Source organism: Marinobacterium halophilum, assembly GCF_003014615.1.
Lineage (GTDB): Bacteria > Pseudomonadota > Gammaproteobacteria > Pseudomonadales > Balneatricaceae > Marinobacterium > Marinobacterium halophilum.
On sequence record NZ_PYGI01000006.1, the window covers coordinates 14,134 to 39,366 of the forward strand.

Annotated in this window: 25 protein-coding genes; 5 read left to right on the plus strand and 20 right to left on the minus strand. The window is 54.8% G+C overall.

The features are described 5' to 3' along the window. Nucleotides 1–55: 55 nt before the first annotated feature. The 14 genes from CLV44_RS05245 to ccoN form a co-directional block, all read right to left on the minus strand. On the minus strand, nucleotides 56–505 hold the full coding sequence (locus CLV44_RS05245; RefSeq protein ID WP_106591067.1) for a thioredoxin domain-containing protein: 450 nt from the start codon (nucleotides 503–505) through the stop codon (nucleotides 56–58). Then, nucleotides 502–1,392 (minus strand): alpha/beta hydrolase, encoded by an 891-nt coding sequence (locus tag CLV44_RS05250; RefSeq protein WP_170069268.1) that lies wholly within the window; start codon nucleotides 1,390–1,392, stop codon nucleotides 502–504. Before CLV44_RS05250 ends, CLV44_RS05245 begins: the two co-directional genes overlap by 4 nt. 49 nt (nucleotides 1,393–1,441) lie before the next feature. Next, nucleotides 1,442–1,984: an adenine phosphoribosyltransferase gene (locus tag CLV44_RS05255; RefSeq protein ID WP_106591069.1), complete on the minus strand. Its 543-nt coding sequence runs from the start codon at nucleotides 1,982–1,984 to the stop codon at nucleotides 1,442–1,444. 185 nt (nucleotides 1,985–2,169) lie between these two features. Next, nucleotides 2,170–2,952: a fumarate/nitrate reduction transcriptional regulator Fnr gene (gene fnr, locus CLV44_RS05260; RefSeq protein ID WP_106591070.1), complete on the minus strand. Its 783-nt coding sequence runs from the start codon at nucleotides 2,950–2,952 to the stop codon at nucleotides 2,170–2,172. A 104-nt stretch (nucleotides 2,953–3,056) separates the two neighbouring features. Next, nucleotides 3,057–4,448 carry an oxygen-independent coproporphyrinogen III oxidase gene (gene hemN, locus CLV44_RS05265; RefSeq protein ID WP_106591071.1) on the minus strand — a complete coding sequence of 464 codons (1,392 nt, stop codon included), beginning with the start codon at nucleotides 4,446–4,448 and terminating at the stop codon, nucleotides 3,057–3,059. Between the two features lie 72 nt (nucleotides 4,449–4,520). Next, nucleotides 4,521–5,195, minus strand: a complete 675-nt coding sequence (locus CLV44_RS05270) for a sulfite exporter TauE/SafE family protein (protein WP_106591072.1) — start codon at nucleotides 5,193–5,195, stop codon at nucleotides 4,521–4,523. Then, entirely contained in the window at nucleotides 5,195–5,395 is a 201-nt protein-coding gene (ccoS, locus tag CLV44_RS05275) for a cbb3-type cytochrome oxidase assembly protein CcoS (RefSeq protein WP_106591073.1), read from the minus strand. Before ccoS ends, CLV44_RS05270 begins: the two co-directional genes overlap by 1 nt. Nucleotides 5,396–5,398: 3 nt before the next feature. Next, nucleotides 5,399–7,849, minus strand: coding sequence for a heavy metal translocating P-type ATPase (locus tag CLV44_RS05280; protein WP_106591074.1), 2,451 nt, complete (start codon nucleotides 7,847–7,849; stop codon nucleotides 5,399–5,401). An 8-nt stretch (nucleotides 7,850–7,857) separates the two neighbouring features. Then, entirely contained in the window at nucleotides 7,858–8,373 is a 516-nt protein-coding gene (locus tag CLV44_RS05285) for a FixH family protein (protein ID WP_106591075.1), read from the minus strand. 74 nt (nucleotides 8,374–8,447) lie between these two features. Next, entirely contained in the window at nucleotides 8,448–9,872 is a 1,425-nt protein-coding gene (ccoG, locus tag CLV44_RS05290) for a cytochrome c oxidase accessory protein CcoG (protein ID WP_106591076.1), read from the minus strand. 132 nt (nucleotides 9,873–10,004) lie between these two features. Continuing rightward, the gene (gene ccoP / locus CLV44_RS05295) at nucleotides 10,005–10,901 is read right to left on the minus strand and encodes a cytochrome-c oxidase, cbb3-type subunit III (RefSeq protein ID WP_106591077.1); all 897 of its coding nucleotides are present in this window, start codon (nucleotides 10,899–10,901) and stop codon (nucleotides 10,005–10,007) included. After that, on the minus strand, nucleotides 10,898–11,095 hold the full coding sequence (locus CLV44_RS05300; RefSeq protein ID WP_211298084.1) for a cbb3-type cytochrome oxidase subunit 3: 198 nt from the start codon (nucleotides 11,093–11,095) through the stop codon (nucleotides 10,898–10,900). Before CLV44_RS05300 ends, ccoP begins: the two co-directional genes overlap by 4 nt. 6 nt (nucleotides 11,096–11,101) lie before the next feature. Then, entirely contained in the window at nucleotides 11,102–11,722 is a 621-nt protein-coding gene (gene ccoO, locus CLV44_RS05305; protein WP_106591079.1) for a cytochrome-c oxidase, cbb3-type subunit II, read from the minus strand. Between the two features lie 22 nt (nucleotides 11,723–11,744). Then, nucleotides 11,745–13,175: a cytochrome-c oxidase, cbb3-type subunit I gene (ccoN, locus tag CLV44_RS05310; RefSeq protein ID WP_106591080.1), complete on the minus strand. Its 1,431-nt coding sequence runs from the start codon at nucleotides 13,173–13,175 to the stop codon at nucleotides 11,745–11,747. A 395-nt stretch (nucleotides 13,176–13,570) separates the two neighbouring features. On the opposite strand from ccoN, the gene rlmM reads away from it, so the two are divergent. After that, the gene (gene rlmM, locus CLV44_RS05315; RefSeq protein ID WP_211298085.1) at nucleotides 13,571–14,650 is read left to right on the plus strand and encodes a 23S rRNA (cytidine(2498)-2'-O)-methyltransferase RlmM; all 1,080 of its coding nucleotides are present in this window, start codon (nucleotides 13,571–13,573) and stop codon (nucleotides 14,648–14,650) included. Here the strand turns inward: rlmM and CLV44_RS05320 are convergent, their stop codons facing one another. After that, a complete protein-coding gene (locus CLV44_RS05320; RefSeq protein ID WP_106591081.1) occupies nucleotides 14,651–14,932 on the minus strand; it encodes an antibiotic biosynthesis monooxygenase family protein in 282 nt (93 codons plus the stop codon). Nucleotides 14,933–15,060: 128 nt separating this feature from the next. Between CLV44_RS05320 and tusA the strand changes: the two genes are divergently transcribed. From tusA to trxC, 3 genes are all read left to right on the plus strand, one after another. After that, nucleotides 15,061–15,306: a sulfurtransferase TusA gene (gene tusA / locus CLV44_RS05325; RefSeq protein ID WP_106591082.1), complete on the plus strand. Its 246-nt coding sequence runs from the start codon at nucleotides 15,061–15,063 to the stop codon at nucleotides 15,304–15,306. Further along, entirely contained in the window at nucleotides 15,307–15,873 is a 567-nt protein-coding gene (locus CLV44_RS05330) for a ProQ/FINO family protein (RefSeq protein ID WP_106591083.1), read from the plus strand. Between the two features lie 62 nt (nucleotides 15,874–15,935). Then, nucleotides 15,936–16,370: a thioredoxin TrxC gene (gene trxC / locus CLV44_RS05335; protein WP_106591084.1), complete on the plus strand. Its 435-nt coding sequence runs from the start codon at nucleotides 15,936–15,938 to the stop codon at nucleotides 16,368–16,370. A 6-nt stretch (nucleotides 16,371–16,376) separates the two neighbouring features. On the opposite strand, the gene CLV44_RS05340 is transcribed toward trxC, so the two are convergent. The 4 genes from CLV44_RS05340 to CLV44_RS05355 all read right to left on the minus strand — a co-directional run bounded on the left by CLV44_RS05340 (nucleotide 16,377) and on the right by CLV44_RS05355 (nucleotide 21,461). Further along, nucleotides 16,377–18,329, minus strand: a complete 1,953-nt coding sequence (locus tag CLV44_RS05340; RefSeq protein WP_106591085.1) for a bifunctional diguanylate cyclase/phosphodiesterase — start codon at nucleotides 18,327–18,329, stop codon at nucleotides 16,377–16,379. 1 nt (nucleotide 18,330) lies between these two features. Continuing rightward, a complete protein-coding gene (locus tag CLV44_RS05345) occupies nucleotides 18,331–19,044 on the minus strand; it encodes a transglutaminase-like cysteine peptidase (protein WP_106591086.1) in 714 nt (237 codons plus the stop codon). Nucleotides 19,045–19,108: 64 nt separating this feature from the next. After that, entirely contained in the window at nucleotides 19,109–20,158 is a 1,050-nt protein-coding gene (locus CLV44_RS05350; protein ID WP_106591087.1) for a DUF3080 family protein, read from the minus strand. After that, complete coding sequence (locus CLV44_RS05355) at nucleotides 20,112–21,461, minus strand: MATE family efflux transporter (protein ID WP_245912611.1); 1,350 nt, start codon at nucleotides 21,459–21,461, stop codon at nucleotides 20,112–20,114. Before CLV44_RS05355 ends, CLV44_RS05350 begins: the two co-directional genes overlap by 47 nt. Nucleotides 21,462–21,678: 217 nt before the next feature. Between CLV44_RS05355 and CLV44_RS05360 the strand changes: the two genes are divergently transcribed. Further along, on the plus strand, nucleotides 21,679–23,130 hold the full coding sequence (locus CLV44_RS05360; protein ID WP_106591089.1) for an NAD-dependent succinate-semialdehyde dehydrogenase: 1,452 nt from the start codon (nucleotides 21,679–21,681) through the stop codon (nucleotides 23,128–23,130). Nucleotides 23,131–23,192: 62 nt separating this feature from the next. Here the strand turns inward: CLV44_RS05360 and CLV44_RS05365 are convergent, their stop codons facing one another. Further along, on the minus strand, nucleotides 23,193–24,935 hold the full coding sequence (locus tag CLV44_RS05365) for a PHA/PHB synthase family protein (protein ID WP_106591090.1): 1,743 nt from the start codon (nucleotides 24,933–24,935) through the stop codon (nucleotides 23,193–23,195). Nucleotides 24,936–25,233: the final 298 nt, after the last annotated feature.

The window sequence follows — 25,233 nt, forward strand, 5'->3', positions numbered from 1 at the left end:
TATCTCCCGGAAAATGAACGGCTGAAAGTGTGTGCTGAGTCGTAGTGCAGGTTAACTATTGGGCGGTAGCTGCAAGTGCCTGCTCAATCGCCTGATCCAGATAATAGCCATAAAAATCAGGTGAGCTGATACCGATCAGTGGTGCTGCCAATGCGTCTCCCTGCATGCTGAGCATCAGTACGCTGGGGAAAAAGCTGATAGCGTAACGACGGGCGAATGCATCGGCGCTTAACCGCTCATTGAGCGGGCCGAGTACATCTCCGGATCCCGGAATCTTCAATTCACGTATGGCCAGCTCAGGGCGTTGCTGATGCTGCAAGGGCAGCAGAAAGTCAGTGCGAACCTGGTCGCAATAGTGGCAATCGGGTTGAGAGAACAGTAGCACGAGCACCTTGGGTGGAGTGTCATTGCTTTTGAGGGCCTCAAAGCCGATAAACCAGGGCAGTTTTTCGGTAGCCTGAAGGTGAGCGCTAAATAGCAGCAATAGGGCGGCGAGCAGTCTCACTGTAGTGATTCCATCAAAGCGGTCAAGTGGTCAACGATATCGTAGGTGTAAAGGTCACGGAAAAAATGGTCGGCATCTTCAATGGTAACCTGCGTCACTTGAGGATTGTCGACGTTGGCCATGGCACTGCTGACATCCGGAACGGTTGTGTCGGCCGAGCCGGCAATTACCAAGGTTGGTAACGGGGTGGTAAGCAGGTTTGGGGTATGCATGCGAGGTTCATCAGCGTAATAGCTGAGTATTGCAGCAGGTGATGCCTGTGTCTGCGGGCAATACAGGAAATCGACTGGCTGCATCATGGGTGTGTTGTTGGAGCGAGCCTGTTCGGCTGCTGCCAGCAACGGTGCCAGACTGTGGCCGTAGCGCGTTTCATATTGTGCCGTTTCGCGGGCGTAGTTCCATGTCATCGGTGCCAGTAGAACCTGTGCCTTGATTAATGCCGGAAGCGGGCGTGTCGCATCTGTATACCAGGCAGTCTGGTTGCCTCCGCGGGAATGGCCCAGCAGCACAACGCTGTTACTGCCTTGCTCTTCAAGCCAGTTAACCCATTGACCAATCTCGCCCACGGCATCGGTATGTTGATGTGTATGGGGTGTGTCGCAGGCATACCGGCCTTTGCGGTGATCAATACCCAGGCTCAGGTTGATTGCCAGGCTGTTGAATCCGGCTTCAGTCAGTGCTTCTTGTAGGGCCTCAACAAGCTCCATGCCGTTGTGGCCCAGGGTGCCGTGGGTGATCAGAACCGTTGTGGTATCGGTTGAGTACGGCCCGTCGGCATGCTCAAGGTTGGCGGTGAGCGTCATGCCATGCAGAGAGGTAGTAACCGTTTCGGCATGGGCACCGAACGATCCAAGCAGCAGAATGCATGTAATCAGGTTGCGTAACATGAATATCATCCTCTCGTTGTGATGGCATGATTTTGTACGTTGGTGCCGATTACAGGCCTTCGTAAGCCAGCAGGGCATAGACAGGAATGCCAAGTTCCTGGATACGGGTAGAACCTTGCAGATCGGGCAGGTCGATCAGCGCAGCTGCTTCGACGACTTCAGCACCCAGTGTGTTGATCAGGGTGCAAGCGGCCAGTAGCGTGCCGCCAGTTGCAATCAGGTCATCAAACAGCAAAACACGGTCGCCCTTGGTTACGGCATCGGTCTGCATTTCGACGGCTGAGGTGCCGTATTCCAGAGCATATTCCTGATGAATGGTTTCGCCCGGGAGTTTGCCTTTCTTGCGTACCAGTACCAGCGGCAGGTTCAGCTGGTAGGCCATGATTGCGCCAAACAGGAAGCCGCGTGCGTCAATGCAGGCAATATGGGTAATGTCGCTGTCGAGATAGCGCTGTACAAACGCATCAGAGACCATGTGCATCGCTTTCGGGTCTTTAAAGATCGGGGTTACATCGCGGAATATGACGCCCGGTTCAGGCCAGTCCTGCAGTGAGCGGATGACGGACTTGACGTAAAACTCATCGTAGGACATACAAAATCTCCCAGTTGGGCACTCAATTGATATAACTCAATGCGGCAATGGTGTAATAAGGGTTTAATACAAGCGTTGGGTTACACACTGAGATGGCTATTTCATTGTGCAACTTGGGACGTAGCTTCTATGAGGCTGCGTCCCTTTTTTCTGGCGGGGTCATCCATGCCCGGTCATGAATGCTGTCAGGACGTTATCTGTTCCTGCTCTTGTTTGGGGGTGCTTTCACTTTTTCGTGTTTCACCGGACAAACGGTACATTTCATCCAGGTTGATCAATTCGACTTCTTTACCATCAACGCGCATCAGTTCCATTTTCTGGAAGCGAGTAAAAATACGGCTGACAGTTTCAACAGCAAGGCCGAGGTAATTGCCGATCTCATTGCGTGACATGGACAGGCGGAAATTGGATGCCGAATAGCCCCGTGTCTTGAAACGCTGCGAAAGTTTCAGCAGGAAAGTGGCAACACGCTGTTCGGCGTTTTTCTTGGACAGCAGCAACATCATCTGCTGGTCGTCACGCAATTCCTTACTCATGCTGCGCAGCATCTGACGGCGCAGTTCCGGCAATTGGCCCGACAAATCGTCCAGACGTTCAAACGGAATTTCACAAACCGTAGTGGTCTCCAGTACCTTGGCTGACATCGGGTAGGTCTCGGCATCATAGCCGCTAAGCCCAACCAGCTCTCCCGGGAAGTAGAAGCCGGTGATCTGCTCTTCACCTTCATTGGTCAAGGTGTAGCTTTTGATGGTCCCCGCACGAATGGCATATACCGAGCTGAACTCTTCGCCTTGATGGAACAGGTGTTCGCCTTTTTTCAGTGGACGACTCTTCTCGACAATGTCATCCAGACGGTCGATTTCGGTCAGTTCCAAAGATACTGGTAAGCATAGCGAGCTCAGGCTGCAGGTCTTGCAATGCACCTGAGGCAGGCTGTGCAGCTTTCCTTGATTTTTCCAGTCGGCCATTAAGAGTATCCTTTGATTGGTGAGTCACACGATGGCTATTAGGCGCATTATGTAACATTTACCCTCAAGGGTGAAGCGGCAGGCCCGTGAACCGGGCCTTAACTTTAGATGATGCGGGAAAAGTTGCTGCTTGGTTTCTGTTTGGGAATGTAGATATCAAAAGCCATGCAAATGCGTCGAATGAGCAGACGGCCGGCCGCAGTGACTCGTATCATGTCATTATCCAGCTCGATCAAGCCATCGGCGGCAAATTGCTGTAATTCGGCCTGTTCGGCGCCAAAGTAGGAATCAAATGCAATTGCGAAACGTTTTTCGATCATGGATTTGCTGACTTCAAACTGACAGATCAGGGCAGTGATGACCGCCCGGCGGATGTGATCGTCAGGGTTGAGCATCACGCCACGTTTAACTGCGTGCTGCTGTTGGGCAACGGCCTGACTGTAAGCGGCAATATCATGTTCGTTCTGATAGTACACATCACCGATTTGACTGATGGCTGACACGCCCATGGCGACCAGATCGCAATCGGAATGGGTCGTATAACCCTGGAAGTTACGATGCAGTTTGCCTTCGGCCTGGGCAATGGCCAGCGTATCGTCAGGCTTGGCGAAATGGTCCATGCCGATATAGACATAACCGGCATCCAGCAAGCGGTTAATGCTGTTCTGCAGGATACGCAGCTTTTCTTCGGCGGAGGGTAAATCTTCTGCACGGATATGCTTCTGTGAACGGAAGCGGTCTGGCAGGTGTGCGTAATTGAAGACTGATAAACGGTCAGGACTCATGTCGATCACGGTTTCGAGCGTATCGGCGAAGCTTTGTTCACTCTGATGTGGCAGGCCATAGATCAAGTCCATATTAATTGACTTGAATCCCAAGGTACGAGACCGGTCAAGCACTGCAGCAACCTGCTCGGTTGGCTGGATGCGGTTGACGGCTTGCTGTACCAAAGGATTGACGTCCTGTACCCCCAGGCTGATACGGTTGAAGCCAATCTCGCGGAGCACGGCAAGGGTGTCGTCACCGGCTTCACGGGGATCTATTTCGATCGAGTAATCGCCCTTGTCATCATCACGCAGGTTGAAGTTGTTACGCAGGGCCTGCATCAGCTCACGCATCTGTTCATCGCTGATGAAGGTCGGCGTACCACCGCCCCAATGCAACTGGTTCACGGTGCGTTCATCACGGTACCAAGTGGACAGTTGTGCCATCTCCTGATACAGCGTATCCAAATAGGGCTGTGCCTTTTTGCGATTGCGGGTGATGACCTTATTGCAGGCACAGTAGTAGCAGACATGTGCACAGAAAGGGATATGCACATACAGTGACAGGGGCGCACTATGGTCTGCGCTGTCACGACCGGCGTTGATCAGCTGGTCGGCCGTGAGTTCGGAGTCGAACTGAATGGCCGTTGGATAGGAAGTGTAGCGTGGGCCTGAAAGATCGTAACGGCGGATAAGTTCCAGATCCCAGCTGACGTTGCTCTGATGAGTCACTACTACACCTCTCGGATAATGATCGAAAGATTTATTATAGGGGCAGTGGGGGTATGTGGTGGTTGATGAATATCAAGCGTGTTGCAACCATAATGGCCACGGCAGGGTTGCGATACCAAACAGGATGACAATTGCACCGGCTGTACGGCGGGTACCCTTGTGTTGCAGCAGTTGGCGCAGCTGGCGTGCCAGCAGTGCGGTAGTAAGCATTGCGGGCAATGTGCCCAGACCAAACAGTGCCATCAGGGCTGCGCTGGTGGCGGGTGTGCTGCCAACGCTTCCTGTCCAGAGCAGGGTGGTATACACCAGACCGCAGGGTAGCCAGCCCCAGAGTCCGCCCAGTGCAAGTGACTTGGGCAGTGTGTCTGCTGGCAGCAGATAGCGACTGGCGGGCTGGATGCGGCGCCAGAAGACACCGCCGATGCGCTCAAGGTAAGCGGCCCCTCGCCACCAGCCTGCGATGTACAGACCCATGATGACCATGATCAGTGCGGCAAAGCTGCGCAGAATAAGAGTCAGATCGGGGTTGTTGAACAGGGTGCTGCCCAGTTGGCCAACTATAAAGCCAGCTATGGCATAGCTGATAATGCGGCCGGTATTAAATGCTACCAGCAATGGTAGCCCTTTTTGACCGGCCGCACTGCTGCTCATGGCAACACTACCGGCGATGCCGCCACACATGCCAATGCAGTGGGTGCTGCCAGCCAGACCGAATAGCAGGGCTGACACGACGAGGGTCGGCTCCATCAGGAATGCTTGTCCTTGCCTTCGTCTTTTTTAATACGGGCATCATCCGGGATAAGTGCGTCATCGTCGTCAAACAGGATGCGGTGTGCCGGTGACTCCAGATCGTCGAACTGTCCCTGCTTGACGCTCCAGAAGAAAGCCCAGGTGGCGACACCTGCCAGAATGATCGCCAGCGGAATAAGTAGATAAAGAATATCCATGAACTACTCCTTGAGCGTGCGGCGAATGCGGGGCGGACGTGACAGTCGCATGGCATTGCCGACCACGATAAGTGAACTGGCTGACATGCCAACGGCCGCCATATAGGGTGCGATGAAGCCCAGAGCGGCCAATGGTAATGCAACCAGGTTGTACAGCAGCGCCCACGCCAGGTTTTCCCGGATGACGGTGCGCGTTTTGCGGGCCACCAGCAGTGCCAGTGCCAAGCGCTCAAGCTCACTTGAGATCAATACCGCATCGGCGCTGGTTTTGGCCAGATCGGTCGCAGATCCCATGGCGATCGAGGTGCGCGCTCCGGCCAGTACGGGAATGTCGTTGATGCCATCGCCAACCATGATAACGCTGGCACCTTCGGCTTGTAACGAGTTGATATAGCTTAACTTTTCGTCGGGTGAAACACCCTGTCGTACAGTATCAATACCCAGTTCGGCGGCAACACGGGCCGCTGCGGAGGAATCGTCACCGGTCAGCATGCCGACCTGTAGCCCCAGGCGCTTTAGTGTATTGACGGTGATGCGGGCATCTTGGCGAACCTGATCATCCAGTGCAAACCAGGCCAGTGCTCCGTCAGAGTCCGCGAGCAGCAGCCATTGCAGATGGTCGTCAGGCTGGAGGGGAGGCTGGTCAGTGTATAGCTCAGCGGCATAGGCAGGCTTGCCGATGCGGTAGCGTATACCATCAATTTCACCTTCGACCCCGGCATTGACCTGCACGCGGATGTTGTCAGCCGGATGCGTAAAGTAGGCGTGGAACGCTTTCGCAATGGGATGCTCTGAGGCCTGTTCCAGTGCAGCGGCGATGGCGTAAGGGTTAAGGTTATTCAGCTCGCGGGCAGGTTGCATGCGTTGAATGCTTAGATTGCCTTCGGTAAGAGTACCGGTCTTGTCGAAAATGACATGGGTCGCACTGGCCAAACCTTCCAATACATGTCCGCGGGTGATCAGCAGTCCTTGCTGTCTGAGTGTGCCGGTCGCAGCTGTCAGCGCGGTGGGGGTTGCCAGTGACAATGCGCAGGGACAGGTAACCACCAGAACTGACAGGGTAACCCAGAAGGCGTCGGCCGGTGAGACCAGGTACCAGCCGGTAGCGACGGTCGCTGAAGTTAGCAAAACGGCCAAGACAAAATAGCGTGCGACCCGGTCGGCAAGGCGTGCCGTCATCGGTTTTTCAGCATGCGCGCGGTCCAGCAGGCCGACGATAGCGGACAGGCGGGTGTTAACGCCTACTTCGCTGATGCGGACCTGAAGTGGATGTTCGACATTGATGGTGCCGCCAACCACGGTATCGCCCGGTTGTTTGCTGAGGGGAAGGTACTCGCCGGTCAGCGCCGATTCGTCGACAGAGCTGGTGCCGTCGATGATTACGCCATCGGCGGGTAAAGTATGGCCGGGTCGCACCAGGACAATATCGCCCGGTTTCAGTTCGGCAGCAGGCAGCATCCGTTCCTGTCCGTTTTCCAGCACGGTAGCACTGGTGGGCAGCAGGTCCAGCAGGGCGTTGCCGGCGCGTCCGGTGCGGTGGCGTGCCTGCATCTCCACATAGCGACCGATCAGCAGGAAAAAGGTGAACATGGTTACAGAGTCATAATACACCTCGCCGGTGGTCATGACCGTAGCCCAGATACTGGCCAGGTAGGCACCGCCAATGGCGATTGAAACGGGTACATCCATGCTCAGATGTCGACTGCGGATATCGCGCACCGCAGCAACAAAGAAGGGGCGTGCGGCGTAGAAAACGACCGGAGTCGTGATAATCAAACTGCTCCAGCGAATGAATTCGACGAAGCGTGCTTCCATGTCTTGCAGGGCACCGGCATACAGTGCAATGGCCATCATCATGACCTGCATCATGCCGACGCCGGCAATGCCCAGGCGCCGGATAGCCCGTTTCTGCTCTTGCTCGAGCAGCTGCTCTTCCTTGTTGGGGTGGAATGGGTGAGCCTTGTACCCGATGCGGCTGACTTCGGCAAACAGGGTGCTCAGCTTACAGGTGTCGGGATTCCAGATAAGGTGGGCGCGGTGGTTGCTCAGGTTGACGCTGAACTGCTCGACGCCTGCCTGGTTGCTGAGGTGATGCTCCAGCAACCAGATGCAGGCAGCGCAGGTGATTCCTTCAATGACCAGTGTGGCTTCTGCTTTGTCCGTACCCAATTTGCGTACAAAACCGGCCTGGACAGCACTTGAGTCGTACATGGCCAATTCGTCGGCATGCACGGCGTCGGCGGTCCGGGTGTCGAGACTCGGCGCGGTATTGTCGCGATGGCGGTAGAAGTTATCCAGGCCGCCATCAACTATTGTTTGCGCAACGGCCTGGCAGCCGGGACAGCACATGGGTTGGGCATTACCATCAATGATGGTGGTGTAATCAGTGCCCGCAGGCACAGGGAGGCCGCAGTGGAAGCATGCAAGCCGTTCCGGCGCCCGCAACACGGTCATATCAAGGCTCACTGTGGAATCAGAGAGTAGCTGAGCTGCTCGTTATAGGGGGGCAGTATTTCCTGACGCAACTGCCAGCTCTCATCGGTAGGTGACAGTGACAGGAAGCGTCTGCCGCTGATCATTCCTTCCAGGCTACCGACGTAGAGACCCTTACCGTCCACGCTGCGCAGTGTCAGGATCTGGTCATACTTCTGGTGAGTCGGGTGAATGATATTCAGGTGCAGTTCGGTCGGGTAGGTCTTGATGGCACCACTCAGGCTCAAGTTGATATCGCCGGTCAGCGTATCCAGACGCAATGCGCCCATCAATTCAAGCTGTTGGGCCATGTCAGCCTTGGATGTATCGATATTCATCCCACGTGCGATCTTGTAATAGTCTTCCTTAACCACGCCGTCGCTGGTTGTGATGGCAACATAGATAAAGATGCTGGCATAGATGAAGACCGCAATCAAAGGTGCCAGGATAAACCAGAGCCAGGGTTGCTTGAACCAGGGAGCCGGGGTGTTTGCGTGTGTGTTCATGACACTCCTTACATAAAGAGACGGCCAGAAAAAAACCTGGCCGTCATTCTAACCGATATTAACGGTTTCAGGGACTATCGCTGAGGTATAGGACCAAGGAAACGACTTTCAGTTTCAATGCTTATTTCGGATTTATCCTCGGCCTGCACTTTGAACAGGATGGTCGAATTGGGTGCGGATAATTGCTCGGGTGCAATCTGCAGGCGTATGGGGTACGTCAGCAACTCGCCTGCGGCAATGGTGATCTGTGGATCATTGATCATCTCTAGCCCGTCGAGGCCAGAAATCGAGATGGTGTAGTTATGCTCGACCTGCTCTTTGTTGGCTACTTTGAGCGTGTAAACATTCTCAATCTTGCCGGATGGTGTGTTGGTATACAGTTGCCCACGGTCGCGGATGATATCAACTTCCAGTGGCACGCGGTCGGTAATCGCCCATGCAAACGCAGCGAACATCACCAGCAGCGCGGCAAAGTAGCCGATCAGGCGCGGGCGCAGAAGCTTGGTTTCCTTGCCGCTTAACGCATGTTCAGTGGTGTAACGTACCAATCCTGGTGCATAACCCATGCGTTTCATCATGTCATCACAGGCGTCGACACAAGCGCCGCAAGCAACGCATTCGTACTGCAGGCCGTCGCGGATGTCGATGCCAACAGGGCAGACGTGTACGCAGGCATAGCAGTCAATGCAGTCGCCCAGTCCAGAGGCGTCCTTATCGACATTTTTCTTACGACTACCGCGCGGTTCGCCACGAGCTTCGTCATATGAAATAACCAGTGTGTCCTGGTCGAACATTACGCTTTGGAAACGAGCGTATGGACACATGTAAATGCAAACCTGTTCGCGCAGCCAGCCGGCATTGCCATATGTGGCAACGGTAAAGAAGGCGAGCCACCAGGTTTCCCAGGGGCCGAGATCCCAGGCCATGATGTCGGGTATCAATTCACGAATGGGCGAGAAGTAGCCTACAAATGCAACCCCAGATGCGGCGGCGATGGCGAGCCAGAGAGTGTGCTTGGCGGTTTTGCGGAGCGCCTTTTCGGCGTTCATGGGTTGTTTGTCCTGGCGCATGCGCTTGTTGCGATCACCTTCGGTAATGCGCTCGGCCCAGATGAACAGCCAAGTCCAGACAAACTGCGGGCAGGCGTAACCACACCAGAGACGGCCTGCAAAAACGGTCACAAAGAACAGTGTGAAGGCAAGGATGATCAGCAGCCAAGATAGCAACATGAAGTCCTGAGGCCAGAAGGTCATACCGAAAATATGGAACTGACGGTTGGGCAGGTCAAACAGTATTGCCTGGCGTCCGTCGTATTGAATCCAGGAGGCGCCGTAGAACATTGCCAGCATCAGGAAGCCGGAAATGATACGGAAATTTTTGAACAGGCCTTTATAAAACTTGACGTAAATATGTTCGCGCTTGGCATAGAGGTTGTAGGCCTCTGCCTCCTGCTTACCCGATTTTTTGGGGGTTACGTCCTTTACCGGTATCTGATTCATGCCAGTACCTACAGCTGGTTGCGTCGACAGGTCAATCCCAAACGTATTAGGAATGCTGAATATTATACTAGTGCGACAACAAAAAAGGCGACATGACTTGCATCATGTCGCCTTTTGTTCAGCCAGAATAACTTATTTGTTAGACAGGCTGTAGACGTAGGCAGTGATCAAGTGGATCTTGTCTTCAGACAGCAGATCTTTCTGGGCAGGCATTACACCTGCACGGCCAGCACGAATAGTGTGTGCAATCTGCTTGAAAGAGCCGCCATACAGCCAGATATCGTCGGTCAGGTTCGGTGCGCCCAAGGCATGCATGCCCTTGGCGTCCTGGCCATGACACGCTGTACACAATGCCTGGAACTGCTTTTCACCATTGCTGATATCGGTACCCGGGATGGCTTCCTGGCCACTCAGAGTCATGACATAGCTGGAAACGTCACGTACGCCATCTTCACCCAGTACGGCGCTCCATGCAGGCATGCCACCGTTACGACCGTTGACCAGCGTCTGCTTGATGGTGGCCGGTTCGCCGCCATACAGCCAGTCGTTGTCAGTCAGATTGGGAAAGCCAATTGCGCCGGTGCCGGCAGCGCCATGGCAGACAGAACAGTTGTTGGCGAACATGCGCTGGCCCATTTTCAGGCCGGCGGCATTTTCAGGCTTCTGCAGGTCTTCAACGGAGAGAGTGGCATACTGCGCGAATACCGGGCGGTAAACCTCCTCGGCGTGCTGCATTTCCTGCTCCCACTGATTGGCAGATGTCCAACCCAGCAGACCTTTGAAGTTACCCAGACCCGGGTACAACATCAGGTAGCCCAGACCGAAGATGACGGTTGCTACGAACATGTAGAACCACCACTGCGGCAGCGGGTTGTCGAACTCCTCGATACCGTCATAGACATGACCGACGGTTTCTTCAGTCGTTTCCTTGAACTTTTCACCCTTGCGAGTAGCAAAGAGTAGCCATGCGCAGCCTAAAATGACTGCCAGGGTAATCACCGTTACCCATGCGCTCCAGAAAGCACTCATTTGTCGTCTCTCCTGTTATGGGGCTCGTTCTGGTCTGTTTGCTCACCCGTTTCCTTCTCTTCATCCGCGAAGGGGAGGTTGGATGCCTCATCAAACCCCTTCTTGTTGCCGGGTAGTAATACCCAGGCGAAGAGGCCGATGAAGGTGATCAGCATAATGACCGGAATGTAAGGACCATAAACCTCGTAACTCACTGAAAATTACCGCTTGTTTGTGTAAACAGAGTGCGTTTTACCCAGTGACTGCAGGTAGGCGACCAGAGCATCAATCTCGGTCTTACCCTGGACGTCGTCACGGGCGGTGCTGATCTGTTCATCGGTGTACGGTACGCCCAGCTTGCGCAGAGCTGTCATCTTCGCTGCCGTATCCTTGCCGCTCAGCTTGTTGTCAAACAGCCAAGGATAGGATGGCATCTTGGATGCAGGGACAACGTCACGCGGGTTGTACAGGTGCGCTTTCTGCCAGTCGTCGGAGTAACGCTCGCCGACACGGGCCAAGTCAGGACCGGTACGCTTTGAACCCCACAGGAACGGGTGCTCCCATACGTGCTCGTTAGCGGTCGAGTAGTGACCGTAACGCTCGGTTTCAGCACGGAACGGGCGGATCATCTGGGTGTGACATACATGACAGCCTTCACGGATGTAGATGTCACGCCCTTCCAGTTCCAGTGCGTCATAGGTGCGCAGTCCTTCGATCGGCTTGGTAGTCGAGCTCTGGAAGAACAACGGCACAATTTCTGCCAGGCCACCACCGCTGATCACGATAATGATCAGCAGGATCATGAGGCCGATATTCTTTTCAATCGTATCGTGTTTGATCATTGCTATCTGCTCCTCGTCTCAATCAGGCCGCTTGGGCAGCAGGTTCAGCAGCCTTGACGGTGCTGCCACTGCGTACGGTCTGCCAAACGTTGAAGGCCATCAGCAGCATACCGGTCAGGAAGAACATGCCGCCGATCCAGCGCACCAGGTAACCCGGGTGGCTTGCTTCCAGCGCTTCGACGAAGCTGTAGGTCAGAGTGCCGTCCTGGTTAACTGCACGCCACATCAGACCCTGCAGAATGCCGTTGACCCACATGGAGCAGATGTACAGCACGGTACCGATTGTTGCCAGCCAGAAGTGCGTGTTGATCAAGCCAACGGAGTACATCTGTACCTTGCCGAACAGTTTCGGAATCATGTGGTACACCGCACCGATAGAGATCATCGCAACCCAGCCCAAAGCGCCGGCGTGTACGTGGCCAACAGTCCAGTCAGTATTGTGCGACAGCGCGTTGACAGTCTTGATCGACATCATCGGGCCTTCGAAAGTGGACATGCCGTAGAACGACAGGGATACCACCAGGAAGCGCAGAACCGGGTCGGTGCGCAGTTTGTGCCACGCGCCAGACAGGGTCATCATACCGTTGATCATGCCGCCCCAAGAAGGTGCCAGCAGAACCAGAGACATTACCATGGCGACCGACTGGGTCCAGTCAGGCAGCGCAGAGTAGTGCAGGTGATGGCCACCAGCCCACATGTAGGTCGCGATCAGCGCCCAGAAGTGGACGATAGACAGACGGTACGAGTAGATCGGACGCTCGGCCTGCTTGGGTACGAAGTAGTACATCATGCCCAGGAAGCCGGCAGTCAGGAAGAAACCTACTGCGTTATGTCCATACCACCACTGAACCATTGCATCCACCGCACCCGGGTAAATCGAGTAGGATTTGGTCAAAGTGACCGGGATGACCAGGCTGTTGACGATGTGCAGAACGGCAACCGTAATGATGAACGCCATGTAGAACCAGTTACCCACATAAATGTGGGAGGTCTTGCGGTTCTTGACAGTGCCCAGGAAGACGATGGCATAGCTGACCCACACAACGGCGAGCAGAATGTCGATCGGCCATTCCAGTTCGGCATATTCCTTGGAGGAAGTCAGACCCATGGGTAGGGTTACAACTGCTGCCAGAATAACGGCTTGCCAGCCCCAGAAGGTGAATGCCGCCAGGCCGTCGGAGAACAGACGGGTCTGACAGGTACGCTGAACGACATAGTAGGAAGTCGAAAACAGCGCACAGCCACCAAACGCAAAAATAACCGCGTTGGTGTGTAACGGACGAATACGTCCGTAGGTTAACCAAGGTATATCAAAGTTCAGTGCAGGCCACACCAGCTGGGCGGCGATCAGTACGCCAACGCCCATACCGACGATGCCCCAGACCACCGTCATGATGGCGAACTGGCGCACGACTTTGTAGTTGTAAGTCGGGTGTTCAGTTGCAGTGCTCATGTCAGGCTCTCATCAACAAGCTAATAGTAGTAAGAAGAGTTCCACCGGCAATTATCTGGGAATACCCACGGTATTTCAATGTGATGGAACCTTTAACTGTGGTTTATTGTCGCAGGACAATTTCAAACGTCTCAATTTAGTGAATTTCCGCCGGGATTTACTAACTGCATGAATTAAAAAGGCTTAAATAGCTATTAATAGATGGTCGAGTGTGCGTCTTCATTGCGAATGTGATGTTTCTGCGGTTTTTAGGCGTGTAGGTAAATTTGTTTACAGTAGTTAGTTGATATGGATCAAGTCGTGTTTTTGAGGCTTTTTGATGGTGGTTTGGCCTTTTGTACGGTTGTTATTAGACCAATGGATTACTATAGTGCGCGCATATTCGAGGAGACCGTATGACCGATCTGAATACACTGTTGCTGCATTGCCGTTCTGGATTTGAAAAAGAGTGTGCGGCCGAAATTACCGCCCGCTGTGCCGAAGCTGGCATCTATGGTTATCCTCAGTTCGAGCCGTCACAAGCCTATGTGCTGTTCATCTGCTATGAGGCCAATGGCGCGCTGGCGGCGATGCGTACACTCCGGTTCCGCTCGTTGGTGTTTGCCCGTCAGTGGTGTGCGTGTTTGTCGCGCCTGGATGATCTTCCGGCTCATGATCGTATCACGCCCATTGCAGGACACGTCGCCGGTTTGCCGCAGTCCAGCGAGCTGATGGTTGAAGTGGCGGACACCACGGAAGGGCGTGAATTGCATGGCTTTGCCCGCAAATTCGGTTCCGCCCTGGCTCAGTCCTTGCGTCGGGATGGTTTGCTATTGCCGCGCAAGCAGCGTGCCGAGTGGCGGTTGCAGTTATTTGTTCTTGATGGGCGTACCTGTTGGTTGGGCGTTGCCCGTATCGACAACAGTTCACCATGGCCAATGGGTATCCTGCGGTTGAAGTTTCCCCAGCAGGCACCGAGCCGCTCCACGCTTAAACTTGAAGAAGCCTGGCACTATTTCATTCCGGTGCGGCGCAAGGATGAGTTCCTGTCCGGCGGTATGACGGCTGTGGATCTTGGTGCTGCGCCAGGTGGGTGGACATGGCAGCTGGTCAAGCAGCACATGTTTGTCATAGCGGTTGATAACGGTCCGATGAATGCAGATTTGATGGAGTCCGGGCAAGTGGAGCACCGCCGTGAGGATGCGTTCACATTTGCGCCACCGAAGCCTGTTGACTGGATGGTGTGTGATATCGTTGATAAGCCGGCCAGGGTTACGGAGTTGATGTTGCAGTGGGCACTCAACGGCTGGTGCCGGAATGCCATGTTCAATTTGAAGCTGCCAATGAAGCAGCGCTTCGATGAAGTCGAGCGCTGCCTTGAATATCTGCAGCGCGAACTGGCTGCGGCTGGCATTGGTTATCGCCTGGATGCTCGTCAGCTGTATCATGATCGTGAAGAGATCACCTGCTGGCTGTCATTGAATCAGGCCGGCTAGTTAATGCGCAAAGACGGTGATTTTCTCTTCACTTTCCAGCATTGGAGTGATGTGATCCATCATGTCTCTGCGTTCTTCCGAGGTGTACCAGCGCTGCCAGTCAAGCTCGCTACGATATGTGGCGAGAATGACGCGATGGTCGGGGTCTGCAGTGTCGTACAGGGCTTCTCCCGAGATGAACCCCGGTGCCTGCATGGCTTTTTGCAGGGTTTCACGGGACGCACGCTCGTAGTGTTCGTAGAGTTCGGCAGCAACATGGCGCTCGATCAGTACACGAATCATTGGCTTACTCCTTGAGAGATGGTCTCTATATCAGGATAATTGCTTTCTGGAAGGTCGCAAGTCTGTATGTGTGATGCAGACATGAATGTTTCAACCCAATCGTGTGGTCGGGAGGGTCATATACCCGCATGAATAAAACCGGTATAGATCAGACGCTGGATGCCACCGGGTTACTATGCCCCGAGCCTGTTATGATGTTGCATAACACGGTTCGCGAGATGTCCGCGGGCGATGTGTTGCAGGTGATTGCAACAGATCCTTCGACGCAGCGTGATATTCCCAAGTTTTGTACGTTCTTGGGACACGAGCTGGTTGATCAGCGGGTGCTGGACAATCAGACCTATGAGTATCTTATTCGCAAGGGAGCTGGCTGAGTGTCAGATCTGATCAATATGCAGCAAACGGTTGAATCGTTGCTGCAGGAGTGTGAACACAAACTGTCCGCTGCGGAAAAGCGGAGTGTGGCAGTAACCGGGACAACAGAGAGTCAAACAGTGAACCAAACTGCCAATAGTAAAAATCGCTCTAAAAACCGTGCAGCCAATCAGGCCGCGCTGGAACAGCTGGTCGAGGCGTATCCGCAGACTTTCAGTCGTGACAATGTGCGCCCGCTCAAAATCGGTATCCAGGAGGACCTGATTGCCGACGAGAAGCTGGCGCGTAATCGCATCAAACGAGCGCTGGCTACATATGTGCGTTCGTTGGCCTATCTGCGCAGCGTTCAGGAAGGTGCTGAACGTATCGACCTCAAGGGCGAAGCTTCAGGCGTTGTGAGTGCAAGTGAAGCTGAACATGCGCAGGGTCGTGTGAAAGAGATCCAGGCGCAGCGTCGTGAGCTGCAGAAGCAGAAGCGCGAAGAGGAACAGCAGCAGCGCAAGAACGAAAAGGACGTTCGTCTGAATCGCAAGCTGGAAGCGCTGGTTAACCTCAAGGGTCGTTAATCCTTGAAATTCGGCTGCTTAGCCTCTATTTATCCAGTACCCGATGGATAGAGGCTCTCATTATGAATGATATGTTGCACCTGTCTTGTCCGAGTTGTCTGGCAACCAATCGTGTTGCGCCGTCTCGGCTTGAACAGTCGCCCCAGTGTGGGCGCTGCCAATCTCAGTTGTTTACGGCAATGCCAATCGAAGCCGATACGGCAACGTTTGAGCGTGTTGTTGCCAATACGGATATACCGATCCTGGTAGACTTTTGGGCACCGTGGTGTGGTCCCTGTAAAGTGATGGCGCCGGTATTTGCTCAGGCAGCAGCACAGCTTGAGCCTGAATGTCGTCTACTCAAGGTTAATACCGAAGAAGCCCAATCGTTGTCTGCGCGCTATCAGATACGCAGTATTCCGACCTTGCTCTTGCTGCATCGCGGTCAGGAAATTGCCCGTCAGGCGGGTGCCATGGATCTAAACCGCTTGCGGCAATGGGTTAGGTCGCAGCTCTGAACCCCTTTATCCCTTGAGTGCCGACGGTTGCCCGTGCAGATAGCCTTGGGTGCCGTCGATATTCATCTCCAGAAGCGCCTGCAACTGTGGCTCCCGCTCCACATGTTCAGCGTAGGCATGAATTCCCAAACTGTGCGCCACACTGATCAAGCTGCTGACGAAGAAGCGATCTTCATCGCTTTGATCAAGCTGTCGTATCAGTGAGCCGTCGATTTTCAGATAATCGGGTTTCAGGGCATACAGGTAGCTGAAACCGTTTGGGTGGGTGCCGAAGTTGTCTACGCCGAAGGTAACACTCAGTCTGGCGAGCGCGCGGCGCAGTGCCTGGATGCTCTCCAGGTGGGTCAGGATGGCGGTTTCATTGATTTCAATGCTGATGCGCGCCGTTTCACCGCTGTTGGCAAGGGTGTCGAGTAGCCACTCGGTGAAGGCCGGCTCGGTCAGCGTCTGGTTGGCAATGTTCAGGCTTAGAGGGGCGGCTTCCGGGTGCTGTTTGAGGTGCTGTACGGCATGTTTGACGATGGCACGATCAATTTTCTCCAGCAGGTTCAGATCGCGGGCCACGCCGAAGAAATCGCCAGCCTGGCAAGGCTCGTTATCCTGATTGAGGATACGGGCAAATACTTCGGCATGAATGCAGTGGCAATGCTGGTCAACCAGGCTTTGCTGCTGCAGAAAAAGCTGTTCGTTGCTAATGGCGCTGGCAACGTGCTGTTGCCATTGCTCAGACCAGCCTTGTTGGTGCTGGTGTGTCTGGTACAGAGCGATGGGATATGTGCGGTTCTGCTCGGCTTCCTGCTGGGCGAGTCGGGCTTGGCTCAGGAGCTCTTCGGCTGTTGTAGGGACATCAGATGATGCAATGCCGATGCTGAGCACATGGCTGATGGGGGTGTCATGCTTGTTCTGTTGCTGTTTAAGGTTGATGGCCTGCTGTAGCAGAGGAGTCAGTAGTAATTGCCAGTCATCCAGGCTGCGGCGCTGTGCCAGCAGTACCAGGTCAGCACCGCCAATACGGCCGATTACATGGGGGCCGAGACTCTGGCTGAGGGTTTGCAGGGTCTGGGCGCAGCTATTGATCAGGTGGTTGGCGATATCCTCACCCAAAGAGTTATTCAGTGCTTGCAGGTCATCCAGGTGGATCATGATCAGAGAAGCGGGGCCGAAATCCTGGCGATACTCCAGGTGTTCTGTGAGTTGGCTCAGGGTAGCGCGGCGGTTGTTCAGTCCGGTCAGGCTGTCGCGATAGGCGGTATTGCGCAGGGACTCGATATTGCGGTTTTGTTCGTCGAACATGTGTTGCACCTGTCGCACCATCAGGTTCATGGCTGTTACAACGCGGCGCAGTTCGCGCGCACGCGGCAGAGTAGGCTGTTCGATGTACTCACGCCTTGAAAGTGCCATGGCTTGATGTTCGACGCCGCTCAGCGGGCGCAGAAGGTGGCGCAGTAGCCAAGAGAGCATTAGAGCTGATAGAGCCGAGAGGCTGACAAACAAGATCAATGCATTGCGTACGCCCTGCCAAAGCATTTCGTAAGCGTAACCGGCACGGCTGCGAACATGAATGCTACCGACCTGTTGCCATTGATAGGCAATCTGACGTGATTTCTCTGGAGGCTTGATCGGTATCAGGTGGATGAACCAGGCGGGAGCGTTGATAGTGGCGGTTGTGTCATAGGCTTTGCTGTAGAGCGTGTTGTTCTGGCCGTCGGTTACTTCTATCTGTTGATAAAGACCGCTGTCGAAAATCGCATTCACGGCTGTCGCAATGGTGGCCTTGTCCTGCTGTTGCATATAGGGAGCCAGATACAGCCCTAAGTGTGTGGCGCTGTCTTCGGCGTGAGACTCAAGCTGGGTAAGCAGGGTGTCGCGCGAGCTGTCCGATAGAATATACAGGGTACTCAGGACCAACCCGAGCAGCACCGCCAGTACCGTTGCGATCAGTTGGTTTGTGAGTGACATCCTAAGGCTCCCTGGAATTGAGATTGATGTGATTGTTTTCTACGCGCGACTGCACGCTGGTCCATGGCTTCAAGCGGTCGGAGGTGCCGACAAGTTCTGCTCGGCGGCCCTTTTTGCTGAGCCAAAGACTGTCACCGTTAAAAGTATAGACGTGTAGAAGGTCGGGGCGCTGATTCGCCGGGCGAATCTCGCCGATCAGGTTGTCGAGCACGACCGGCATAGTGGTCGGGCTGGCGTAATACGTGAGCACCATATGGGCCTGGTTTAACTCCAGTGATTTGACATAGGTTAAGCTCATTTTGTCTTCGGCAACCCCTAGCGCCTTCAGGGTGTAGTACTTGGCAATGGAAAAATCTTCGCAATCGCCGCCATTACTGATCAGAAACTCGACCGGTGTTGCCCAGTAATCCTCCTGCCCCCAATGAACGCGGTCATCAATGAAGCGGACCTGGTTGAAAAATTGATTGACGCGTTCCAGCTTTGCATCCTCCGGTAGTCCGGCTGCATCCCGCAGCAGCTGTTGCCAGGCGTTCAGGCGCTGAGCGGCAGGGTCTCCGTAGGTTTGGCGATAGTTTTCGATCTGTGTGCTATTCAGGCGGAGGCTGCTGATGTCGGCTGCCAGCACATACGCACCCAATGCCACTGCTGCCAGCACTGGAAGGGTGAGCGCATAACGTGCGCGGGCTAAGCGTGAAGCGTGTGCAGACAATTCCATTTTCACTCCGGTGCAGTGGCTCCATCATGGGCCAAAAACCGGATTCCCTCAACTTATGTGTTCATCAATTACCAGGCATCATGCCGCAATCTCCCAATAAACGCTGCCAGGCATCGGTGTGTCGAGTGCGTGCCTCCGTGTAGGCTTGCCACAGGCTGCCATTCTGTGGGCCGAACAGTGCCATAAAGTACTGTTCGACAGCCGGCGTGGTGGGCAGCTGCTCGAGCAATGTCAGCCACTGCTGGCGCCATTGGGTGCCATTGCGGTGTACAGCGGACATCCAGGGCTGCAGCTCTTGGGCGTAATAGCGCTGGAATACGGTACGAATAATGGCGGCTTGCGGGGTGGGTGTGCGATTGAAACAGATCGGGCGTTGATCCAGGCGTGCATGAATGGCGTTTGCGGTTTGGTCCAGTGTCTGGGTCAGCAGGGACAGGCTTTTTAGCCAGCCAGCGCCGAAATCGGACTGATAAAAGCTGGCATAGCTGGTTTCGAGATCGTGGGTCCAGGGCGGTTCAGGCCATTGTGCTTGTTGGCTGATGTTGGCTAGATGGGTGAAGCGTTCAAAGGCAGGCAGCAGGTTGCTGGACTGAGCCAGTGTCTCTGTTGTCAATGGAGCTGCATTGAGGGCGAACTGGGCGCTGATTTCGTCGGCGCTGAAAATGGCGTTGCTGATCACCGAGGGCAAATTGCGGTGTTTTGTTTCCTCAATCTGGCGCAGGCGTTGCAGCAGGTTTTCGGTATCGTCGTTGGCTTCTGTGCGGTCCAGTTCATGGATGCAGTGTCGCAGTCGCGGCAGGAAGCTCAGTTCATAGATCAGGCGCTGCGAGGAGGGTGCCATTACCCCCAGAGAGCTGTTGCGCTCGCCAATCAGCTCCAGCAGGCCGCAGGGGCGTAAATCCAGTACGTCGATCAGGCCTTCGCGCTGTTCGGTCACGGTAAGCTGCTGCAGTCGCTTGGGCGGGTAGGCAGGTAGGGTATGGTTGAACTGCACATCGAAATCATAGTCAATGGCGTTGCTTACCCGCTTGGCGTAATCCTTTAATTGAGCTTCGGGGCCTTCCGCACTACATCCGCTCAGCAGTAAGGCGATGATCAGTAGTATCGATCGCATGGCGCGTGATCCGCATTAGACGTGTCGTTAATAGTACGGCGCCAGCACTTAGACCGATCAGCAAACCATACCAGAGCCCTGCCGCCGTGAGCGGAGCTACTACCCAGTCGGTGAAGGCGAGTATGTAGCCAACGGGCAGGCCGATTAGCCAATAGGCGATGAACACCATAACCAGAGGTATGGCCGTATCCTTGTAGCCACGCAATGCACCGGCCGCACTAACTTGCAGTGCGTCGGAAAACTGGAATACGGCACCGATGCTGATCAGTGTGGCTGCAAGGACGACAATCTCTTCGACGGGGGTGTAGAGCAATGCGATCTGGCGTGCCAGCAGCAGGGAAAGTACGCAGCTGAAGGTGGCAATAAACAGGGTGATGAATATGCCGGTGTTGGCCGCAAAGCGGGCGGCGACCGGGTCGCCACGGCCAACCAATTGACCGACACGTATTGTTAACGCCATGGCGATACTCAGCGGTACCATGAAAATCATGCCGGTGTAGCTAATGGTGATCTGGTTGGCAGCGATAGTGATTTCGCCCTGTGGTGCCAAAATCAGGGCAAGCACACAGAACATGCTGGCTTCGATCAGTAGGGAAAAACCAATCGGAATGCCTAACTTCAGCAGGTGCAATAATTGTGTAAAGGCGGGTGGCTGCCAATTGCTCAGTAATTTCAAAGGCTTGAAGCGGGTGCTTTTCAGTAAGTAAAATATGCCGGTTAATAGCATGACCCACATGACGATGGCAGTGGCATAGCCACAGCCGACACCGCCCAGGGCAGGTAAACCGAATTTGCCGAAAATCAGGATGTAATTCAGCGGGATGTTGCACAGCATGCCCAATACGGCGATGCGCATCACTGGATGGGTTTTGCCGAATCCTTCGCTGAAACTTCTGATGACCTGATAGAACAGGAAGGCGGGGAATCCCCAGCTGATCGCGTCCAGATAGGCCTGAGTTTTGGCCTGCAATGCGGGTGCCAGTTGCAGCTGTGCCAGCAGTGGTTCTGCGTTGCGCAGCAGGACTACCCCGATCAGGCTTAGCAGGGCTGCGACCCAGAATGCCTGGTGCAGAACGCTGCGTGATCGGGCTTCGTCGTTGGCTCCGACCAGATGCGCCACCATGGGTGTGGTTGCCATCAGGACACCGGCAAGTGCGAGGAACACGGGGAGCCAAAGGCTGCTGCCCAGCGCGATGGCGGCAAGGTCTTCGGTGCCGGCGCGGGCGGACATCAGGGTGTCGATAAACCCCATCGCATTTTGGGCCAGCTGTGCCACCATGATGGGCCAGCCGAGCTGTAGCAAATATCGAACTTCTGCGTTGCGTTTCTGGCTTAAACTGAACACGGTGGAATGTTGTACTCTAGCGGGTGTAAATAGGCGGAGAGGCGATGGTGGCGGCATGGATCCCGTGCCGACTGTCATGACTGTTCACTCCTTCAGGCTGCAAGCATAAGCGTGCGGTCATGGGAGTGCAATGCCGACCTGCAACCCTGTGCAGATCTTTGTTTGGAGGTGAAACATGAAACTCAAGGATAGCCGTTTGCTGCGTCAGCAGGCTTACGTTGATGGCCACTGGATAGGCGCGAAAAGTGGCGAGACGTTTGCGGTACTCAATCCGGCTACCGGAGAAGAGATCGCGCAGGTGCCGCTGATGGTCGAAGCAGATGCCGAAGCGGCCGTCATTGCTGCCGAAATTGCGTTCAAGCAGTGGCGAAAGACGACTGCCAAAGAGCGCTCGGCGATCTTGCGTCGATGGTATGAACTGGTACTCGAAAACGCGGACGATCTGGCGTTGTTGATGACGCTAGAGCAGGGTAAGCCTTTGGCTGAGGCTAAAGGCGAGGTGGTCTATGCTGCCAGCTTCATCGAGTGGTTTGCCGAAGAAGGCAAGCGCGCCTACGGTGAAATGGTGCCCACCCATAAGGCCGATGCCCGTATTCTGGTCAGTCGTGAGCCCGTTGGGGTTGTGGCCGCGATTACACCGTGGAACTTCCCGGCAGCGATGATCACGCGCAAGGCGGCCCCGGCGCTGGCGGCGGGTTGTACCTTTGTATGTAAGCCGGCTGAAGATACGCCGTTATCCGCGTTGGCTTTGGCCGAGCTGGCTGAGCGTGCTGGCGTGCCAGCGGGTGTGTTCAATATTATTACCGGTAACCCGAAGGCGCTGGGTGCGGTGCTGACCGGCAGTGATAAAGTGCGCAAGCTGTCGTTTACCGGCTCAACCGGCATCGGCAAATTGCTGATGGCACAGTGTGCTGCAACGGTCAAACGAGTATCGCTGGAGTTGGGTGGCAATGCGCCGTTCATCGTTTTTGATGATGCTGATCTGGAGCGTGCGCTGGATGGGGCTATGGCCTCCAAGTTTCGCAATACGGGGCAAACCTGCGTTTGCACCAACCGCTTTCTGGTGCAGGACGGTATCTATGACCGCTTTGTTGAAGGACTGGCGCAGCGCACGGCGCAATTGAAAGTGGGGTCGGGTCTGGATGCGGATGTACAGCAGGGTCCGCTGATCAATCAGGCTGCCGTGGACAAAATACAGGCGCATGTCGATGATGCCGTCGCTAAGGGGGCAAGCATTGTGTGTGGTGGCAAGCCTCACGTGCTGGGCCGTACCTGGTTTGAACCAACAGTGTTGAGGGACATGACCGCCGATATGTGCGTGGCCCGTGACGAGACGTTTGGTCCGTTGGCACCGGTTTTCCGATTCAGGGATGAGGCGGATGCGATTGAAATGGCCAATGCCACCGATTCCGGATTGGCAGCCTATTTCTATAGTCGTGATCTGGGGCGCTGTTGGCGTGTGTCTGAAGCGCTGGAATATGGAATGGTCGGTATCAATGAAGGGGTTATTTCTACAGAGCTGGCACCCTTCGGCGGCATCAAGACATCCGGCTTGGGGCGTGAAGGTGCGCGCCAGGGGTTGGATGAGTATCTTGAATGCAAATACATGCTGATGGGTGGCATTTAACGTTCGTTAGTAGTCTGTCGGTATGAAAGCGGGGCCTTCGTGGCCCCGTTTTGCTATCGGTATCAGTCCAGACGTTTGCGCACGTAGCTGCCCGGTGCAGGTTCGATCACGCTGTACTCTGCATTACCGTAATCGGCAGGAGCTGCAACTTTTTTGCCGGCGCGGCGGCGAACCCATTCGCTCCAGTGGTTCCACCAGGAGCCTTCCTGGCGCTCGGCGGTTTCCAGCCAAGTGTCAGGGCCCTGTCCTGTAGTGCCCTTGATCCAGAAATTGCGGCGGTTTTTCTTGGCCGGGTTGATAACACCGGCAACATGTCCGCTGGCACCCAGAACGAATTCGGCATTGCTGAACAGGTCCAGTGCCTTGAAGGTACCTTTCCAGGGGGCGATGTGGTCTTCCATGGTGGAGAGGAAGTAGCAGGGCGTCTTGATTTTGCTCAAGTCGACCGGCTCACCGCAGATGGTCATGGCGCCAGGCTGAACCAGCTTGTTTTCCATGTACATGTTGTGGATGTAGTAGGTGTACATGTCGGCCGGCAGGTTGGTCGGGTCGCTGTTCCAGTACAGAATATCGAACGGCGGTGGTGTCTGACCCTTGAGGTAGTTATTTACGACATAAGACCAGATCAGGTCGTTCGAGCGTAGCATGTTGAACGAGGTGGCCAGCTCGCGGCCGTGCAGGATGCCTTCGCTGTTGACCTTGTTTTCCAGGTGCTTGACCTGATACTGGTCGATATACACGCACAGGTCACCTGGATCGCTGAAGTCCAACAGCGTGGTCAGGAAGGTGCAGCTGCCGACAGAGTTGTCCTTGCGATTGGTCATGACCGCCAGTGCCGACGCCATCAAGGTACCGCCGACGCACCAGGACACGGCATTGACCTTGTCCTGACCGCTGATCGCCTTGGTCACGTCGATTGCCTTGAGAATGCCATCACCGACGTAATCATCCCAGTTCAGGTTGCGCTCTTCCTGAGACGGGTTGATCCAGGAGATCAGGTAAACATCCTGTCCCTGTTCCAGGCAGTAGCGAACGAAGGAGTTGTCCGGTTGCAGATCCAGTATGTAGAACTTGTTAATGCTGGGCGGCACGATCAGGGTCGGGCGTTCGTAGGTTTGTTCTGTCAGCGGTTTGTAGTGAATCAGCTGGAAAATATGGTTCTGGAATACCACCGCACCTTCGGTCGTTGCCAGGTTGGTACCCAGCTCGAAGGCATCTTCATCGGTCATCGAGATGCGACCCTTGTCGATGTCGCTCAGCAGGTTCTTGAGGCCATCGACCAGGCTCGCGCCTTTGGTTTCAAGGGCCTGCTGGAGTACTTCGGGGTTGGTCAGCGCGAAGTTGGTGGGTGACAGGGCATCAACATACTGTCGAGTATAGAACTCAAGCTTCTGCTGTTCCTGAGTTGAGAGTTTGGCGTTTTGCGCCATCTCCATAAGCATGCGGGAGGTGAGCAGGTAAGATTGCTTGATGTAGTCGAAAACGGGATTCTTGGACCATTCGTCGCCTTTGAAGCGGCGGTCCCCCGGTGGAGGCTCTGCGACCGGCTGGTCATTGGTGCTCCCGCTGAGCAAGTTGCGCCACAGGCTAAACTGGGCCTGCTGGTAGTCGGCGATGGCGCGAATCCATACACTGGGGTCTTCTAATGAGCGGGTTGCCAATTCAGTCCAGGAGTGGGTGAACTGACGTAAAATATCGTCCCCACCGGTGGCGGAGAACATTTCCAGTACTTTATTTGTTTCGCGGTTTACATAGTTAATGAATTCTTGTGGATCTGTTGCAATGTTGCCGTGTGTGTCCGTCATAGATGCCTGCTTCCAGTCTGCTGTATCAGGGCGTCAGTACCGGCGAATACACGGCTGCCGGCCGCTACGGGCTGATGCCCTGTTCACTACCTGTTGGTTGGCCTGTAGCGCGATAGCCATTTGAGCATAGACGCTTGACGTGGAGGGTTGCAAGCCGTTAAAGGTCGTAGGGCGTGTTTATCCACGTACTCAGCGTACAAGTGTATTCCTGTCATGTTGCATCTTGATGTACAGGCGTTGTCCGCAGGTGGCTGATCGGTAACAATGCTGCGTTAATCTCAACGAAGGGAGAGTGGTT